At 64.6% G+C, this 17,149-nt stretch carries 14 protein-coding genes and 1 riboswitch; of the genes, 6 read left to right on the top strand and 8 right to left on the bottom strand.

The genetic code is table 11. The features are described from left to right. The 5 genes from JAB1_RS25485 to JAB1_RS25465 form a co-directional block, all read right to left on the bottom strand. Positions 1 to 1,017, bottom strand: a 1,017-nt coding sequence (locus tag JAB1_RS25485; protein ID WP_070282236.1) for a nitroreductase family protein, incomplete at its 3' end; no start/stop codon positions are given. After that, positions 1,018 to 1,887 carry a ThiF family adenylyltransferase gene (locus JAB1_RS25480; RefSeq protein ID WP_034779294.1) on the bottom strand — a complete coding sequence of 290 codons (870 nt, stop codon included), beginning with the start codon at positions 1,885 to 1,887 and terminating at the stop codon, positions 1,018 to 1,020. Positions 1,888 to 1,973: 86 nt separating this feature from the next. Beyond that, positions 1,974 to 3,557, bottom strand: a complete 1,584-nt coding sequence (locus tag JAB1_RS25475; RefSeq protein WP_070282234.1) for a methyl-accepting chemotaxis protein — start codon at positions 3,555 to 3,557, stop codon at positions 1,974 to 1,976. A gap of 144 nt (positions 3,558 to 3,701) precedes the next feature. Then, entirely contained in the window at positions 3,702 to 3,899 is a 198-nt protein-coding gene (locus tag JAB1_RS25470; protein WP_010399555.1) for a hypothetical protein, read from the bottom strand. A 93-nt stretch (positions 3,900 to 3,992) separates the two neighbouring features. After that, complete coding sequence (locus tag JAB1_RS25465) at positions 3,993 to 6,827, bottom strand: insulinase family protein (protein WP_070282233.1); 2,835 nt, start codon at positions 6,825 to 6,827, stop codon at positions 3,993 to 3,995. Between the two features lie 185 nt (positions 6,828 to 7,012). Next, positions 7,013 to 7,163: riboswitch (FMN riboswitch) on the top strand. A 95-nt stretch (positions 7,164 to 7,258) separates the two neighbouring features. Between JAB1_RS25465 and ribB the strand changes: the two genes are divergently transcribed. After that, positions 7,259 to 7,906: a 3,4-dihydroxy-2-butanone-4-phosphate synthase gene (gene ribB, locus JAB1_RS25460; RefSeq protein ID WP_034779300.1), complete on the top strand. Its 648-nt coding sequence runs from the start codon at positions 7,259 to 7,261 to the stop codon at positions 7,904 to 7,906. A gap of 1 nt (position 7,907) precedes the next feature. Here the strand turns inward: ribB and JAB1_RS25455 are convergent, their stop codons facing one another. Continuing rightward, complete coding sequence (locus JAB1_RS25455) at positions 7,908 to 9,284, bottom strand: MFS transporter (RefSeq protein ID WP_083299973.1); 1,377 nt, start codon at positions 9,282 to 9,284, stop codon at positions 7,908 to 7,910. A gap of 134 nt (positions 9,285 to 9,418) precedes the next feature. Between JAB1_RS25455 and JAB1_RS25450 the strand changes: the two genes are divergently transcribed. The 5 genes from JAB1_RS25450 to JAB1_RS25430 all read left to right on the top strand — a co-directional run bounded on the left by JAB1_RS25450 (position 9,419) and on the right by JAB1_RS25430 (position 14,342). Then, positions 9,419 to 10,294, top strand: coding sequence for a LysR family transcriptional regulator (locus tag JAB1_RS25450; protein WP_070282232.1), 876 nt, complete (start codon positions 9,419 to 9,421; stop codon positions 10,292 to 10,294). A gap of 64 nt (positions 10,295 to 10,358) precedes the next feature. Then, complete coding sequence (locus tag JAB1_RS25445; protein WP_034779673.1) at positions 10,359 to 11,174, top strand: ABC transporter permease; 816 nt, start codon at positions 10,359 to 10,361, stop codon at positions 11,172 to 11,174. Between the two features lie 55 nt (positions 11,175 to 11,229). Continuing rightward, positions 11,230 to 12,261 carry an MlaD family protein gene (locus JAB1_RS25440; protein WP_034779304.1) on the top strand — a complete coding sequence of 344 codons (1,032 nt, stop codon included), beginning with the start codon at positions 11,230 to 11,232 and terminating at the stop codon, positions 12,259 to 12,261. Further along, positions 12,258 to 12,929 (top strand): hypothetical protein, encoded by a 672-nt coding sequence (locus JAB1_RS25435; RefSeq protein ID WP_070282231.1) that lies wholly within the window; start codon positions 12,258 to 12,260, stop codon positions 12,927 to 12,929. The genes JAB1_RS25440 and JAB1_RS25435 overlap by 4 nt, the downstream gene beginning before the upstream one ends. Positions 12,930 to 13,016: 87 nt before the next feature. After that, a complete protein-coding gene (locus JAB1_RS25430; protein ID WP_070282230.1) occupies positions 13,017 to 14,342 on the top strand; it encodes an ATP-binding protein in 1,326 nt (441 codons plus the stop codon). Here JAB1_RS25430 and JAB1_RS25425 read toward each other — a convergent pair. Both JAB1_RS25425 and JAB1_RS25420 read right to left on the bottom strand, forming a co-directional pair. Next, on the bottom strand, positions 14,339 to 15,664 hold the full coding sequence (locus JAB1_RS25425; protein WP_083299984.1) for an HD domain-containing phosphohydrolase: 1,326 nt from the start codon (positions 15,662 to 15,664) through the stop codon (positions 14,339 to 14,341). The two genes, JAB1_RS25430 and JAB1_RS25425, sit on opposite strands and share 4 nt — an antisense overlap. A 14-nt stretch (positions 15,665 to 15,678) precedes the next feature. Then, positions 15,679 to 17,142, bottom strand: a complete 1,464-nt coding sequence (locus JAB1_RS25420) for an ATP-binding protein (RefSeq protein ID WP_070282228.1) — start codon at positions 17,140 to 17,142, stop codon at positions 15,679 to 15,681. Positions 17,143 to 17,149 lie beyond the last annotated feature (7 nt).

The following is a 17,149-nucleotide window of genomic DNA, read 5'->3' as shown; positions in this document are numbered from 1 at the left end:
GCGCCCGAGAAACACGGCCCGCTCAACCGCCGTGGCGCCCAGCACGGCCTGGCATTGCGCGGCCAGCTCCTGCGCCAGCTCCTGCATGCCATCGGTGCGCGAAAAAGTGCGCCGTTCGCGCACATAGCGGGCAAAGATCAGCGGCGTCAATTCCGGCTGCAATTGCAGGCCCAGCTGCGTGGCCGTCAGCCAGAAGCGCTGCATGGCGCGGCCAGCCGCCACGTAATCGTCGATGTGGCGCGGCGGCGCATCGGCCAGCAGCATGAAATGCGCGGCGCAATACAGGCCCGGCAGCAAGTCCATCTGCAGGCGCGGCGCGACGGTGCCAGCCAGCCAGGTATTGAAAAAATCCACGCGGCGCCAGCTGTGCATGACCCAGCGCATCAGGCGCGCGGTCATCGGGTCGACGCCGAGCGCCTGCTCCGGGATGCGGTCGCTGCTGAAGCGCGCGCCCCATTCGATGACGTCGCGGTGCACCTTGTGCGCCTCGGGCATGGTCAGGCGCAGCTTCGCATTGTCGAACATCAGGCGGGCGCAGGCCAGGCGCGCACGCCCGCCTTCGAACCACTGCACGCCGTACCCGGGCGGCAAGCTGGCCGCCAGCGCCGCCTTTTCGCTGGCGCGCAAGCTGCGCGTGCTGAGCCGGCGCCGCTGCACACTGCGCTGCGGCAAGCAGGCCGCCAGCGGGTCGGGCTGCATGCCGGGACTGTCGACCAGGCGCACATCGAAGGTGGGTAGCGTGTCGGGCATGGACAGACGCCGGCGCGCTTCCATGCGCAAGCCATGGCTGCTGGCCGCCAGTGCCATGCTTTCGAGCAAGGCACCGAGCGATAGCTGGCTGGGATGGCCGTCGAGGTCATACACGCAATGGCTGCGCGTATCGAAGCCATGCACGACCACGTGCCGCGGGTCCACGACTTCAAAGCGCCACGGCTGCGTGTTGTCGCCGCTGGGCGCCCAGCGCGCCTGGTCGAGGATGTTTTCCAGTACGGGATCGATCTGCGGTGCTTGCGCCATTTATGCCCCCTGCGCCGCGCGGCGCCGCTTGATGATGGCCATCGTCAGGCGCTGCAGCGGATGACGGTTGCCGCCCGGACGCCAGGTATGCACGAGCTTATTGCGGTAGGCGTCGAAATGCATGCCGTGCGGCGCCGCCATCACCTTGCCCCGCTTTAACAATATCTTCAAGGCTTCCGTGGCGGCCGCGCCCGCGCACAGCTGGCAGCCCATGATGGTCGACGGCCCGCGCCGCTCCTTCAGGTTGATGGCGGACGGGTCGACCAGATAGGGGCCGTGCAAGCCGGCCGGCGCCAATCCGACCAGGAAGCGCAAGGCTTTCTCTTCTTCTGGCAAGTCGCCCCAACCAAAATACTCTTCGAACGTCATGCCACCCGGCATAAAGCTGAGCACGGCCGTGCCCATGCCCAGCGGCGCGGCCGTGATGGCGGGGATGCCCAGGCGGGCGCACGTGGCGAAGGTAGCCTGGCGCGCGGGAAAGGCGAAGAAATCCAGGCCGTCCACATACAGGTCGACACCGGCAAAAAACTCGGCCAGGTTGCTGTCGTGTATACCGTCTGGAAATTGTTTAATCTCAAGTTCGGGATTGATATCCCGCGCCATCTGCGCCAGCACGGCCACCTTGGGCTGCCCCAGGGTGGAGACCATGGCGCCGGCCTGGCGGTTGAAGTTGGCGATATCGAAGGTATCGAAATCGGCGATATGAAAAGCGCCGATACCGAGCCGCGCCAGGGTCAGCAAATGCACGCCACCGACGCCGCCCATGCCGGCGATGGCCACGCGCTTGCCGCGCAAGCTATCCTGCTCCGCCTGCGTGACCCAGCCCAGGTTGCGGGCGAACGCCGCGTGATAGGAAAAACCGTCTGTCATGCTCACCTCTTCTGTGCGTCCAGTGCGGACGAAAAAGTTTGGACAGGTGAGCCGGGGTTAAGTTCCCCAGTGACAGAAAAAAGCGCTTAGCGCGTCAGGCGCCGCGCCGCAGGCACGCTGCGCTGTAGTGCTGCCGCTGCCGGCGCCACTGCACCCACCTTGAACACGCTGACGATCTGCGCCAGCCCCGCCGCCTGCTCGTTCATCGCTTGCGCCGCCGCCGACGCCTGCTCGACGAGGGCCGAGTTTTGCTGCGTCATGTTGTCCATCTCGACGATGGCCTGATTGATCTGCTCGATGCCGGCGCTTTGCTCGGCGCTGGCAGAGGAAATCTCGGCCACGATATCGGTCACATGCTGCACGCTGGAGACGACTTTTTCCATCGTCTCGCCCGCCAGCGCCACCAGTTTTTCACCGGCGCCCACTTGCTCGGCGGAACTGTCGATCAATTGCTTGATCTCCTTGGCGGCCGCAGCCGAACGCTGCGCCAGGTTGCGCACCTCGCTGGCGACGACGGCGAAGCCACGGCCCTGCTCGCCCGCGCGCGCCGCTTCCACGGCCGCATTCAGGGCCAGGATATTCGTCTGGAAGGCGATGCCGTCGATGACGGCGATGATGTCGCCGATCTTCTTCGACGAGGCATTGATGGCACCCATGGTGTCGACCACCTGGCTCACCACGCCGCCCGCCTGCGTCGCCACTTGCGAGGCAGAAATAGCCAGCTGGTTCGCCTGGCGCGCATTGTCCGCATTCTGGCGCACGGTCGAAGTCATTTCTTCCATGGTCGAGGCCGTCTCTTCCAGCGATCCCGCCTGCTGTTCCGTGCGCGCCGACAGGTCGTGGTTGCCGGAAGCGATCTCGCCCGATGCCGTGGAAATGGATTCCGCATCGTTGCGCACCTGGCTCACCAGATGGGCCAGGTTATCGCGCATGGCCTTGATGGCCATCAACAGACTGGACGTATCGCCGGGACGCGTATCGATCTGCGTCGTCAGGTCGCCCTGGGCGATTTGCGCCACGATGGCCGCTGCATAGTCGGGTTCGCCACCGAGCTGGCCCAGGATGCGGCGCAGCATCAGGGCCGCCAGGGCGCCCACCACCAGCATCAGCGCGCCGCCGATGGCCAGCAGCACGCCCGCCTGGGCCCAGAATTTGTGGTTGATGTCATCGATATACGTGCCTGTGCCGATCAGCCAATCCCACGGCGCAAATTTCACCACGGCATACATCTTCGCCACCGGGTCCTTCACGCCCGGACGTGTGCCGTCCGCCTGCACCAGGCCGATGCGGCTGGTGGCCAGGGCCGCGCGGTAGCGGTCGCCTGACTGCTTCATGTTCTTTTGCGGCACGCCGATGCGCGACGCATTCGGGTGCACGTACAGCAAGTCCGTGCTGAAATCGCGCACGAAATAATACATCTCGTCCTTGACGAAGCTGCCGATGGCCAGCTTGGCCTGCTGCTGCGCCTGTTCACGCGTGAGCTTGCCCGACTGTTCCAGCGCATACGCCTTTTCCACCGAGGCATTCGCCAATTCCACCAGCACCGTCAGCTGCTCCACCCTTTCCGCCATCATGGTCTGGCGCAAGGAATACAGGGAAAACGAGGCGATGAGGACGATGCCCAGCAAGGTGCTGAAACACAGGAGGAGAATGCGCGAACGGAGTGTCATGGGTGCCTGGGTAAAGAATAAAATGTGGAATTATAAACAATTTCCATATGGAAATCTTTTCAGAAAAGCAAAGCGGGCGGCGCTACCAGGCTGATGCCCGGCAGGCACCGCCCGCATATGTCTTGCTGAAGTCTGACTGAAAGGTCAGGCCAAGGCTTCCTTGGCTGCCTCTTCCGGCGTCAAGCCGTCGTAGAACTGGTCGGTAAACCACTCGACCTGCTCTTCGATGTGGTCCTGCGCCTGCGCCACGGTGGCGCCGCCCGCCACGAGGAAGCCTTCGACCTCGATACACCAGTTGATCAACTCCAGGGTTTCCGGATCGAGTTCTTCTTTCTTAGCCATCGTATTTCCTTGCTTGTTAAATTGCGATCACATCAATAAGCAGCAGTTTAACAGCTTCGCTACACTGCCGCCCCTGCAGTTCAACAATGAAGCTTACTTGGCTGCAACGTTTTTACGTTCCGGATACAGCACTACCTGCACATAATTGTGCATGTCCAGGTAGCGCTGCGCCGCCAGTTTCACGGCTTGCGGCGTGATGGCGCGCACGCGCTGCTCGTAGCGCAGGATGTGCGCGGGGTCGCGCCCCTGCGTTACCGAACCCATCAATTGGTTCATCCAGTAATTGTTTTCCCGCAAGGATTTCTGCTGGCGCGTGATCCAGTTCAGCTTGACCTTTTCCAGGTCCGCCGCGGATGGCCCGTCCGTCTTCATCTTGTTGATTTCGGCAAACGCCGCGGCGATCACCTTGTCCACGTTTTCCGGTCCGGTGGGCAAGTTCAAGGCCACGGAATAATGGCCGTACGGATGCTGGCCCATCGAGGTTTCAAAGCCGCCGCCATAGATCATGCTCATCTTTTCGCGCAGCACTTCGATGACTTTCAGGTTCAGCACCTCGCCCAGCGCCTGCAGGGTCAGCTTTTGCTCGTCCGAATACGCCACGTCGCCATTGAAGGTGATGGAAATCGTGCTTTTGGGCTCGCTGCCCATGTAGATATCCTTCTTGACGATCCCGGTCACCGGGCGCATGCCCACGTCGCGGTAGGCGTGCGGCACGTCGGCCACGGGCAAGGTGCCCAGGTAGCTGGCGATCAGGGGCTTGATCTTGTCGAGCTCGAAGCTGCCCGTGAAGATGAAGGTCATGCCGCGCGCGCTGGAAAAACGCTGGCGGAAGATTTCCAGCGAACGGTCCAGGCCCACCTTGTCGAAGTCGGCCACGCGCGGCACGCCATCGACGCGCGGGTTGTCGCCAAACATGGCGTGCTGGATGGCATCGTAAAACACGGCCTCCGGCTGCGCCATGCTGTTTTTCGCCAGGTCCTGCTGCTTGCCGATGAAGGACTGGTACAGGCCCGCATCCTTGCGCACATCGTTGAAATACAGGTACACCAGTTGCAGCATGGCTTCCACGTCGGCGCTGCTGGCCGAGCCGCCAAAGCCTTCGCTCAGTTCGCCCAGCGAAGCGCCCACGTTGACCGTCTTGCCGGCCAACACTTTCTGCAAGTCCAGCGGCGCCAGGTCTTTCAGGCCCATGCTGCCGACCACGGCGCTCGCGTAGCGGGCGTTGTAGATGTCGGCATCGCCAAACAGCGACTGGCCGCCGAAGCGCGTCGAGCCCATCAGCACCTGGTCATTCTTGAAGTCCGTGGGTTTAAGCAGCACGCGCACGCCATTGCCCAGGGTCAGTTCCGTCACGCCGATGGCGCTATTCAACTTTTCCGAGGCGATGCTGCCGCCGGCCGGCGGGCCGTCCATCAGCTTGCTGGCCAGGACTTTTTCCGTGCGCGGCTCGATGGTTTGCTGCTCGGCCTTCGCCACCGCGTCGAGCAATTGCTGCTGCGTCGGCACGCTGGCACCCGCTTTCGGCTCGGCGCCCATGAAAACCACCAGTTTCTTCTGCTGGTCGGGAATCACCTTGGCCACCGTCTCGTTGATTTCCTGCAGAGTTACCTGCGGCAAGAGTTCCTGCGCGTACAGCAATTCATTGGCGATGCCGGGGATGGCTTCCTGCTCCAGGAAGTTACGCGAATACTCGGCCACGAAACCCGCCGAGTCGGACTTGTCGCGCTCGCTGTACGCGCGCTCGTAATTGCGCAGCATGTTCTTGCGCGCGCGGTCCAGCTCATCCTGGCTGAAACCGAAGCGGCGCGCCCGCTCATCTTCCTGCACCAGCGCATCGACGGCCGGCTGCACGCCGCCCTTGCCCAACAAGGCATACGCGCTGAACGATTCATAGCCGCGCACCAGCTTGCCCATGCTGCTGCCGCCCTGGATGAACGGGGGATTGGCTTGCTGCGTCAATTCCTGCATGCGCGCGCTGAGCATTTGCCCATACAGGTTTTCGATCATCTGGCGGCGGTAGTCGGCAATGGTGACGGGCTCCTGCGCGACGCGGATCGGGTAGCGGATGAAGACGGTGTCGTCCGGCGCTTCCTTGTCCGTGATCACCAGCGCTTCCGTTTGCGAGCGCTGCGGCACTTCCGCATACAGGCGCGGACGCGGTTTCACGGGATTTTTCAGTTTGCCGAAATGCTGCTGGATCAGCTTTTCAGCCTGTTTCGGTTCCACATCACCGACCACCATCACGGCCATCAGGTCGGGACGGTACCAATCCTTGTAGAAACGCTTGATGGCTTCCGGCTTGAACGTTTTCAAAACGGATTCCTTGCCGATCGGCATGCGTTCCGCATAGCGCGAACCGTTCAGCAGCTTCGGATACAGATTCTTGTTCATGCGGTCGCTGGCGCCCTTGCCCAGGCGCGCCTCTTCCAGCACGATGCCGCGCTCGCTGTTGATGTCGGCCGGATTGAATTTCAAGCCATGCGCCCAGTCTTCCAGCACGAGAAAACCCTTTTCCAGGTTTTCCTTCTTATTCGTCGGAATCGGCAGCACGTACACGGTTTCATCAAAGCTCGTGTAGGCATTCAGGTCGGCGCCGAACTTCACGCCGATCGATTGCAGATAGGAAATCAGTTCATTGCGCTTGAAATGCGTGGAGCCATTGAAGGCCATGTGTTCCGTGAAATGGGCCAGGCCTTGCTGGTCGTCATCTTCCAGAATGGAACCGGCTTTCACCACCAGGCGCAATTCCACTTTTTGCGCGGGACGGGCATTTTTCTTGATGTAATAGGTCAAGCCGTTCGGCAGTTTTCCGACGGTAACTTCTGGTGCCAGCGGCAGGGGATCGCTCAAACGGATTTCCGCCTGGGCCATGCAGGCGCACGCCAGCAAGACAGCGCCCGAGATCAGGCGTAATTTACTCAGCTTCATGTATTCTCAACGGTAAGATTCAGTAAGCGTACCTTACACTGAAATCGTCTTTCCGCCATTAAAAACAGCTTAGGAAGAACTGCTTTCCCCAGGCAACTTTGCCGAATGACAAACTCAACAGTGCCCTGCCAGCTTCTTTCAATTGTGCTAAAGTATTGCCGCCGGTCATGTGGACCGGCACAACAATACGTCTTCGGGGCGGGGTGCGATTCCCCACCGGCGGTAAGACCGGCAACGGTCAAGCCCGCGAGCGCTTGTCAGGTTTCGCCTGATAAGGTCAGCAGATCTGGTGTGACTCCAGAGCCGACGGTATAGTCCGGATGAAAGAAGATGTGCAGTAAACGCGATGTCCGATCGACCTGTCGATACGGCCGGCTGCGTCTATTCGCTTGCCCTGCAGCGTTTTTCGCCTATGCGAGGAGCGTTTCACCATGTTAGTCAACAGCTACACCCTGCTTTCCAACGACCTGGAAGGTCGCATCCAATCCGCCCTGGCCGCCATGCGCGCCGGCATTCCCGTCATCCTGCTCGACGATTTCGATCGTGAAAACGAAGCCGATTTGATCCTGTCGGCCGAGAAATTGACGAACGAAACCATGGCCCTGCTGATCCGCGAATGCAGCGGCATCGTCTGCCTGTGCCTGCCGACGGACGTCGTCAGCGCGCTGGAATTGCCGCCCATGTCGTCCGACAATGGCAGCCGCTACGGCACGCCGTTCACGGTCTCCATCGAGGCGCGCGACGGCGTCACGACGGGCGTGTCGGCCGCCGACCGCGTGACCACCATCCGCGCCGCCATCGCCAAGGATGCCAAGCCATCCGACCTGGTGCGCCCTGGCCACGTGTTTCCCCTGCGCGCCGCGCCCGGTGGCGTGCTCGAGCGCCGTGGCCACACGGAAGGCTCCGTCGACCTGTCGCGCATGGCGGGCCTGAACCCGGCCGCCGTGCTGTGCGAGCTGATGAACCCGGACGGCACCATGATGCGCGGTGACGATATCGAACGCTTCGCCGAATTGCACGGCATGCCGATCCTCACCATCGAGGAACTGGTGGAGTGGCGCAGCACGCGCGAACAGTAAGCTAGCTTAAGGCGGCCACGGCCTTGGGCAAATGTACATGCTTGTACACGAGGCCCGCCGCCAGGCCATACGCGGCGGCAATCGTCGCGTAGGCCAGCGGCAAGCGCAGCGACCAGTCCGGCACCATGTGCAGGATGCTGCCGATCAGGGCCACCCCCACCAGCGCGCCGATCTGGCGGTTCGCATTCAGGGCCGCCGCCGCGCTGTTCGCATGCAGCTTGCCGGCCACCCGCATCACGGTGGCCGTCATGGCGGGAATGGCGATGCCGATGGCCACGTTCATGACGGCCGTGCCCAGCGCCAGCAACACGTACGGCGTACCCGGATGCAAACCCATCAGCAACAGCGCCATGCCAGCGCCCACCAGCAAGCCGGCCAGCATCGGCAGCCGCGTGCCATGCCGGGCCGCGATACCGCCTGCCATAAAGTTTCCCACCGTATAGGCCGCCATCATGGGCAGCAGGCGCAAGCCCGACTGCAAGGCATCGGCGCCGCCCGACTGCTGCAGGAACAGGCTCAATAGGAACAGCTGGCCGAACACGCAGAAATTGATCAGGAAACCCACGCCATTGGCCGCGCCAAAGCTGCTGCTGTGGAACAGTGCGCGCGGCAACAGCGGATGGCTGCCGCTGCGTTCGCGCCGCAGCAATTGCCCGGCGGACAGCACCGTCAAGGCCCCCGCCGCCAGCACGCCCGGCGACAGCCAGCCCAGCACGGGACCTTCGATCAGCACGAAACTGAGGCCAGCCAGCGCCGCCACGCCCAAGGCATGGCTGAGCAGCGACAGATCGCGCGGCTGGCGCGCCGGCGCGGCCAGCAGCACTTGCGCCATGACGATGGCCAGCACGCCGAGCGGCACATTCACCCAGAACACGCTGCGCCAGCCGAACTGGTGCACAAGTATGCCGCCGATCAAGGGGCCGGACGCGCCGGCCACGCCCACCAGTGCCGACCAGGCGCCCAGCATGCGCGTGCGCTCGCGCTCGTCTTCAAAGCTGTGCGTGAGCAAGCTCAGGGAACTGGGCATGAACAGGGCCGCGCCCGCCCCTTGCAGCAGGCGCGCCGCCGTCAGGAAATGCCCGTCGGGCGCGGCGCCGCACAGGATCGACCCGAGGAGGAAGACGCCCAGGCCGCCCTGGTACACGGCTTTCGGGCCGTAGCGGTCGGCCAGCGCGCCGCCCGCCAGCAGCAGCGCGGCAAACGTCAGGGTGTAGCCGTCGACCACCCAGACCAGGCCCGTCAGCGGTATGGCCAGGTCCAGCGCGATATCGGACAGGGCCACGTTGACGGCCGTGACGTCGATCATCGCCATGACGAAGCCGAACGCCAGGGTCAACAGGATGAAGCCGCTGGCGCGGCTCGGTGTGGGGGCGGACATGGTATTTCCTTGCAGGGACAGCGGGGCAGCCATTATGCGAGCGTTGCATGATGCAGTAAACAGGCATAAAATCAGCACTATGATGCAAAAATGCATCAAGATAACGACAGGGAAACAAGTCATGGACTGGGCTTATGGACTGGGATAACGCGCGCATCTTTCTGGCCATCGGCCGGGCCGGCACCCTGCGAGGCGCGGCGGCCCTGCTGCACATCGACCAGGCCACGTGCGGGCGCCGCCTGGCCGCGCTGGAAAGCTCGCTGGGCGCCACCCTGTTCCTGCGCACGCCGTCGGGTTACGTGCCCACGCCGGCCGGCGAACTGGCGCTCACGGCGGCCGAAGCCATGGAACGGGCGGCCGACAAGCTGCAGCGCGAGATGCAGGGCGTCGACAATCGTTTAAGCGGCCTGGTGCGCGTGGCCACCACCGACACCATGGCCAGCCATTTCGTCATCCGCGCCATGCAGCAGCTGCATGCGGCGCACCCGGACATCCGCATCGTGCTCAACGTGGCGCCAGCGCTGGCCAGCCTGACGCGGCGCGAAGCGGACCTGGCCGTGCGCGGCGTGCGTCCCACCGACCCGGACCTGATCTCGCGCCACCTCGTCAAGCGCAGCCTGGGCCTGTACGCGTCGAAAAGCTACCTGGCCGAACGGGGCGAACCCGTGCGCGGCACGGCGCTGGCCGGCCACGATATCGTCATCTACCACCATTCCGTGACGCCCCGCCATGCGGAGAAAATCGCCGGCGAACCCGTCGCCAACGCCCGGGTCGCCATGGAAGTGAACTCGGCGGCGATGCTGCAGGACGCCACGCGCGCGGGCCTGGGCGTGGCCGAACTGGCCACGCACCTGGGCGACATCGACCCGCAGCTCGTGCGCATCTGGCCCGAGCGGGCGGAAAGCTACGACGTGTGGCTGGTCATGCATGCCGACCTGAACCGTTCTGCCCGCGTACGGGCGGCGGCCGACGCGATTATCCACAGCGTCGCCAGCGTGGCCGGCCAATAGCGGGCCTGCCGTGCACTGCTGGACAATCGCTTGTATCGAACGCATCCAATGTTAAGATGCCATGATGACCCTATCCGTCTCCCTCATCATCAGCCTGCGCCGCCTGCACCGGGCCACCATGGCCTGGCTGGTCAGCTGGTGGCGCATGCTGCATTTCGCCATCCTCGTGTTTTCGCTGGCCCTGTCGCCATCGAGCTATAACCGCGACAACCGCCCCATCCTCGCGCACCGCCTGGTGACGAATACGGCGCCGAACCTCGTGTGGTTCAGCGTCGCCTGCGCGCTGGTCAGCCTGGTGCTGATACGCATCGTCGTCGTCAGCGCGCAAAGCTACGGCCTGTCGCGCTATGCGCTGGAAATGGTGGTGCGCGTGCTGGTGCTGGAACTGATACCGCTGACGGCCGCCCTGTTCGTGGCGCTGCGCCTGACCTTGCCCGACGGCATTGCGTTCGCGCAAATGCGCTCGTCCGGCATGCTCGAGAAAATGCAGCGCCAGGGCGTCGACCTGCTGCGCCGCGAATACTTTCCGCGTGTCATGTCGGGCATCTTCGCCGTGTGGATGCTGGCCATCGTCAGCTGCGTCACTTCGCTCATCCTCGCCTATGTCACCATCTACGGTTTTACGCCGTGGGCGCTGCAAGGCTACACGCGCGTCGTGGGGCAGATATTCAATCCGGCCGTGGCCCTGATCCTGATGCTCAAGGTCATCTTCTTCAGCTTTGCCGTGGCCCTGATCCCGCTGGCCTCCTCCTATTATCCGGAAGAGCCGCACGGCCGGCGCAACCGCCTGTGGGCCGCGCACGGTCTGTCCGAAATGCTGCGCCTGTTTTCCGTCATCCTGCTGGTCGAAGTGGCTTCGCTGATGGGCAATTACTACTGATGCCCCGCCCGCCACCGCCAGCGATCCCGAACCACCCATACGAGAGCCAGAAGCCATGAGCCAGAGCCAACCCCCGAATCCCGACCAGGTCGACGTCACGGCGCCCGCCGGTCTCACGCAAGATTCCGTGCTGCCCGCCCCGCCGCCCGTGCGCCACGCCGAACTGAAGGCGGCCATCCTGCTCGTCTTCATGTTCGTGCTGGTGGTCGGCTCCGTCGTCTACCTGATGTATGCGCGCGGCGCCTTCGAAGCCACGCAGACCTTGGTGCTGACGGCCGACGATTCCGACGGCGTCGGCGTGGGCGCCGACCTGACCTTTTCCGGCTTTCCCATCGGCCGCGTGCAACGCATCGAGCTGGCGCCGGACGGCCGCGCGCGCGTCATCATCGACGTGCCGAGAAAAGACGCGCACTGGCTGCGCACCAGCTCCATCTTCACCCTGGAACGTGGCATCGTGGGCGGCGCCAAGCTGCGCGCCTACAGCGGCATCCTGACGGACCCGCCGCTGCCCGACGACGCCACGCGCGACTTGCTGGTGGGCGACATGGCGGCGGAAATCCCCCGCCTGCTGGCCGCCGCCAAGGACTTGCTGAACAACGTAGCCAGCCTGACGGGCACCGATTCCGCGCTCGACGGCACCTTGCGCAATGTGCAGGCCGTCACCGGCAAGCTGAGCGGCCCAGGCGGCGCCATGGGCTTGCTGACGGGCGACGACAAGCAGTCGCGCCTGCTGGTCGAGCGGGCCAACGCCCTGCTGATCACGGCGGACCAGCTGGCCCGCCGCACGGATGGCCTGGTGGCGAATGCCGATACGCGCGTCTTCGGCGACAAGGGCGTGATGACGGATGCGCAGGCGACCATCGTGCAGCTGAACGCCCTGCTGGCCGACACCCGCAACAGCCTGAAAAAAGTCGACGCCGTGCTGGTCGAGGCGCAAGCCGTGGGCGCCAATGCCAAGGCGGCGACAGCCGACCTGGGTCCGCTGCGCGCCGACGTGGAAAGCAATCTGCGCAAGGTCGAGCAGCTGGTCAATGAAATCAACCGCAAATGGCCGTTCAAGCGCAATCCGGAGATCAAACTGCCATGAAAATATCCCGCCCCGCCATCGCCGCCCTGCTGTGCACCTTGCTCGCCGCCTGCTCCAGCGGCCCGCCCGTGCCGGACTGGAAAATGAATGCGCAAAGTTCCGTCGATCGTTTCCAGGCGGCCTACCTGGGCGGCAACGCCCTGGTCGAGCAGACGGAATTCCGGCGTGCCCGCAGCCAGGTGGCCGGCACGGGCAAGCTTGAACTCGTGGCGCGCATCGAACTGCTGCGCTGCGCCACGCGCGTGGCCAGCCTGGCGTTCGAGGACTGCAGCGGCTTTGACGCCCTGCAAGCCGACGCGACAGCCGCCGACCGCGCGTATGCGGCCTGGCTGGCAGGCAAGGCGCAGGCGGCCGACGTCGCCCTGCTGCCGGAAGCGCAGCGGGCGGCAGCCAGCGCCAGCTCCGACACGGCCGCCGCCAGCGCCGTGGCGGCCATCAAGGACCCGCTGTCGCAACTGGTGGCGGCCGGCGTGCTGCTGCGTGCCAGCCGCGCCACGCCGGAACTGCTCGATACGGCCGTGGCCACCGCCTCGGACCAGGGCTGGCGCCGGCCGCTGCTGGCGTGGCTGGGCGTGCAGCGCCTGCGCGCCGAACAGGCGGGCGACACGCAGGCGGCGCAGCGCATCGCGCGGCGCATGGCAATCGTCGAGCAGCCGCTGGCCCCCTGAGCGCGCCGATGCCGGCCCAAGGCAGGCGGAATCAGGCATAATCGAAGCAGGACGACAGCTATGCCGTGCAGGCAGCGAGGTGTGACGATGCAGTTCGAGGATTTCGACCTTTCCACTCACGATACCGGCCGGCATGCCGGGGCGGCGCCTGGCGATGATGCACCGGCCGCCACGGCCGTGCGCCTGCAATACCTGCTCGACAATACTCCCTCCATCATCTATTGCACCGTGCCCAGCGGCGACTTCAAGATGACGTTTGTCAGCAACAATGCCCTGAATGTGCTGGGCTACCAGCCCGAGGAGATGGTGGCCGACCCCAATTTCTGGTTTGACCATATCCACCCCGACGATGCGCCCGGGATTTTTTCCAGCCTGGCGCAGATCTTCGTCGAAGGCGCGCGCGCCTACGAATACCGCTTCCGCGTGCGCGACGGCAGCTATCTGTGGATGCACGACAGCCTGCGCCTCGTGCGCGACGAGCATGGCGTGCCGTTCGAGGTGATCGGCTCGCTGACGGACATCACGGAACGCAAGGGCATGGAAGCGATGCTGCAGGCGCGTGGCGAAGAGCAGCAACTACTGATCAGCAAGCTGCAGGAAGCGCACGACCAGTTGCTGCAATCGGAAAAGATGGCGTCCATCGGCCAGCTGGCGGCCGGCATCGCGCATGAAATCAATAACCCGATCGGCTTCGTCAATTCGAACATGAGCTCGCTGCAAGCCTATGTCGGCACCCTGTTCGACGTCATCGCCCAGTATGAGGCGGTGATGCGCGAGCCGCTCGACGGCCCGGCCCTGGCCGCGCACGTGGTCCAGGTCCGCGGCCAGGCCGACCTGGCCTTCCTGCAGGACGACATCGGCGACCTGGTGCGCGAATCGATGGATGGCCTCAAACGCGTGCGCGACATCGTGCAGGCGCTGAAGGATTTTTCCCACGTGGGCGAGACGGACTGGCAAGTGGCCAGTCTGCATGCGGGCCTGGACAGCACCCTGAATATCGTCGCCAACGAATTGAAATACAAGGCGCGCATCGAGAAGCAGTATGGCGAACTGCCGCCGATACTGTGCCTCGCCTCGCAGCTGAACCAGGTCTTCATGAACCTGCTCGTCAACGCGGGCCAGGCCATCAGCAGCGACGGCGTGATCAGCATCCGCACCGGCCATGCGGACGACTGGGTCTGGGTGGAGATCGGCGACACGGGCGCCGGCATCGCGCCCGAGCACCTGAACCGCATCTTCGAACCGTTCTTCACCACCAAGGCCGTCGGCAGCGGCACGGGCCTGGGCCTGTCGCTCTCATACGGCATCGTCAACAAGCACGGCGGACGCATCGACGTGGCCTCGGAGGTGGGCCGCGGCACGCGCTTTACCGTGCACCTGCCGCTGCAGCCGCCGGGCGCCACGAACGCCTAGGCTTCCTTCACGGGCGCATACACGCGGATGCTGAGGCGGCCGCCATTCTTGCTTTCGAAGTCGAGCAGCTGGGCGATCACGCGGGCCGTCAGCACGTGCTCGGCCGCCAGCAGCATCAGGCCATCGCGGCTGATCAGGTCGCGCGACAGCACCATCCCCGGTTCCAGCTGGCCCGACAGCACGGTCAGGTCGCGCGCCGGCGGTTCCGTCTCTTCCATGATGCTGCGGAAAGCGGCCACCACGGCCGGGTCGTAGCGCTTGCCGACGCTGTCGTAGATCAGGGTGCGGGCCTCTTCGGCGCGCAGGCTGCGCTGCACCATGGCGCCGATCTGCAAGCCGTCGTAATCGGACGCCAGCGCGAGGATGCGCGCCCCCATCGGAATGGCCAGGCCCACCAGGCCATCGGGAAAGCCGCCGCCGTCGAAGCGCTCGAGCTGCGAGCGCAGGATCACGGAGACGGCGCGCAGCTCCTCGAGCGCCATCAATAATTGTTCGGCGCGCAGCGGATGCTTGCGGAACGCGGCCAGCTGCTCGCCCGTCCAGGCGCTGGCCGGCAACTCCAGCACATCGTCGCTCAAACTGAGCTTGCCGATATCCTTGAGCAGGGCCGCGATGAACACGTCGCGCGCCTCCTGCCCTTCCAGGCCCAGCGCCTGCGCCAGCTTGCGCGACAGCTCGGCCACCCGCCGCGCATGGCCGGCCAGCTTGCCGCCGCGCATCTCGATCAGGTTGGAAAACACCTTGATCGTCGTTACGAACGTGGCCTTCAGGCGCTCGTTGGCCGCCTGCACTTCGTCGTGCGACTGCTTCAGCTGCTGCGTGCGCGTGGCCACCTTCGCTTCCAGGCTGGCGTTGAGCGCCTGCAGCTCCACGTTCTGGCTGGCCGTCAGCGCTTCCAGGCGCAGTTTTTCCTGCTCCAGCGCGCGCCGTTCCAGCGCATGGCGCACCACCAGCACGATATCGTTCTCGTCCCACGGCTTGGTCACGTAGCGGTATATCTCGCCCTGGTTGATGGCGTCGAGGATGGACTGGATGTCGGCATAGCCGGTCAGCAGCAATCGTATGGTGCCGGGCCAGCGCTGGCGTACCTGGGCCAGGAACTGCGCGCCATCCATGTGCGGCATGCGCATGTCGGAAATGACCAGGTCCACCGTCTCGCTCTCGAGCAGGGCCAGGCCGGCCGCGCCGCCATCGGCCGTCAGTACGCGGTAGCCGTGCGGGCGGAACAGCCGGCGCAGCGACGAGAGGATATTCGGTTCGTCATCGACGCACAGGATGGTGGGCGGCGCGGCCGCGGTGCTGGCGCTGGTACTGGTGCTCATGCTGTCCTGTTCGGTCATGGTGCGACGGCCTGCGCCTGGCGCACGGGCAAGGTGATGCGGAAGGTGGTGCCGCGGCCGATGATGCTGCGCACGTCGATGCGGCCGTGATGTTTCTGCACCGTGGTGTAGGCCAGCGACAGGCCCAGCCCCGTGCCCTTGCCGATGGCCTTGGTGGTGAAGAACGGGTCGAAGATGCGCGACAGGTGTTCGGGCGCGATGCCGCCGCCCGTGTCCTCGACCTCGATCCACACTTCCGTCGCGTTGTCGCTGCCCGTGCGCAGCGTGATGCATCCGCGCGCCTCGCCCATGGCGTGGGCCGCGTTGACGACCAGGTTCATGATTACCTGGTTCAGTTCGGAAGGCTGGCATTCGATATCGGGAATGTCGGCGTACTCGCGCACCACGTCGGCCTTGTACTTGACCTCGTTATTCACGATATTGAGCGTGGTGTCGATGCCCTGGCGCAGGTCGGCCCAGACCCACTCCTGGTGCGCATCCGTGCGCGAAAAATCCTTCAGGTCCTGCACGATGCGGCGCACGCGCGCAATGCCTTCCTTCGACTCGCCCATCAGCAGCGGAATGTCGGTGCGCAGGAAGTCCAGGTCGACCTGTTCGCGCAGCGCCCGCAGGCGCGCCGCCACCACGGGGTCGGCGACGGCCGGTTCCGCTTCCTCATAGGCGTCGAGCATGCTGAACAGGTCGTCCAGATACCCTTCCAGCGTGCCGACATTGGAAAACACATAGCCGATGGGATTGTTGATCTCGTGCGCCACGCCGGCGGCCAGCTGGCCGATCGAGGCCAGTTTTTCCGACTGCAGCAGTTTTTGCTGGGCCAGCGACAGCTTGCTGTTCAATTCCGTCAGGGCCAGGTTACGCTCGCGCAATTCGAGATCGGCGATCTGGCGCTGGCGGATATCGTCGGCCAGGCGCTCGTTCATGTCGGCCAGCTGGGCCGTGCGCTTGGCCACCAGGTGTTCCAGGTTGTCGTGCGCCTTGCGCAGCGCCAGTTCCGCAAGGCGCCGCTCGCTCACGTCGCGCAGGGTTTCGATGGCGCCCACCAGGCGTCCCTGGCGGTCGCGCAGGGGCGCCGCCGTGAAATGCAGCCAGTGGCCTTCGGGGCCGATATCGGCAAAGAAATCCTCGGCCTCAAAGGCGCCCGGGATCACGGGAGAGCGCTTCAGCTTGCCGAGGTAGAGGTCATTTTCGCCGAGCGCGATATCGTCGGCCACCAGCAGGTCGGCCAGGCAAGCGCGCGGCTGCGGATAAAACGCCTTCCAGTGGTCGCGCGTGCCGACCATCTCGGCGGCCGTAAAGCCCGTCAACTGTTCGCAGGCGCTGTTCCAGTGCGTGATCACGTGGTCCGTGTCGATGGCGAAAGTGGCCACGGGATGGCCATCGAAAAACGCCGACAGCGCGATGGAATCGCCCTGGCGGCGTTCCGGCGTGGCGGACAGTGCCTGCCCTGCGTCTGTTTCCATGGCCTGT

It is taken from the genome of Janthinobacterium sp. MP5059B (genome assembly GCF_001758645.1).
GTDB classification, from domain to species: domain Bacteria; phylum Pseudomonadota; class Gammaproteobacteria; order Burkholderiales; family Burkholderiaceae_D; genus Janthinobacterium; species Janthinobacterium lividum.
The sequence above is the reverse complement of the archived record's forward strand: the minus strand, read 5'-3'. Positions and strand labels throughout refer to the sequence as shown.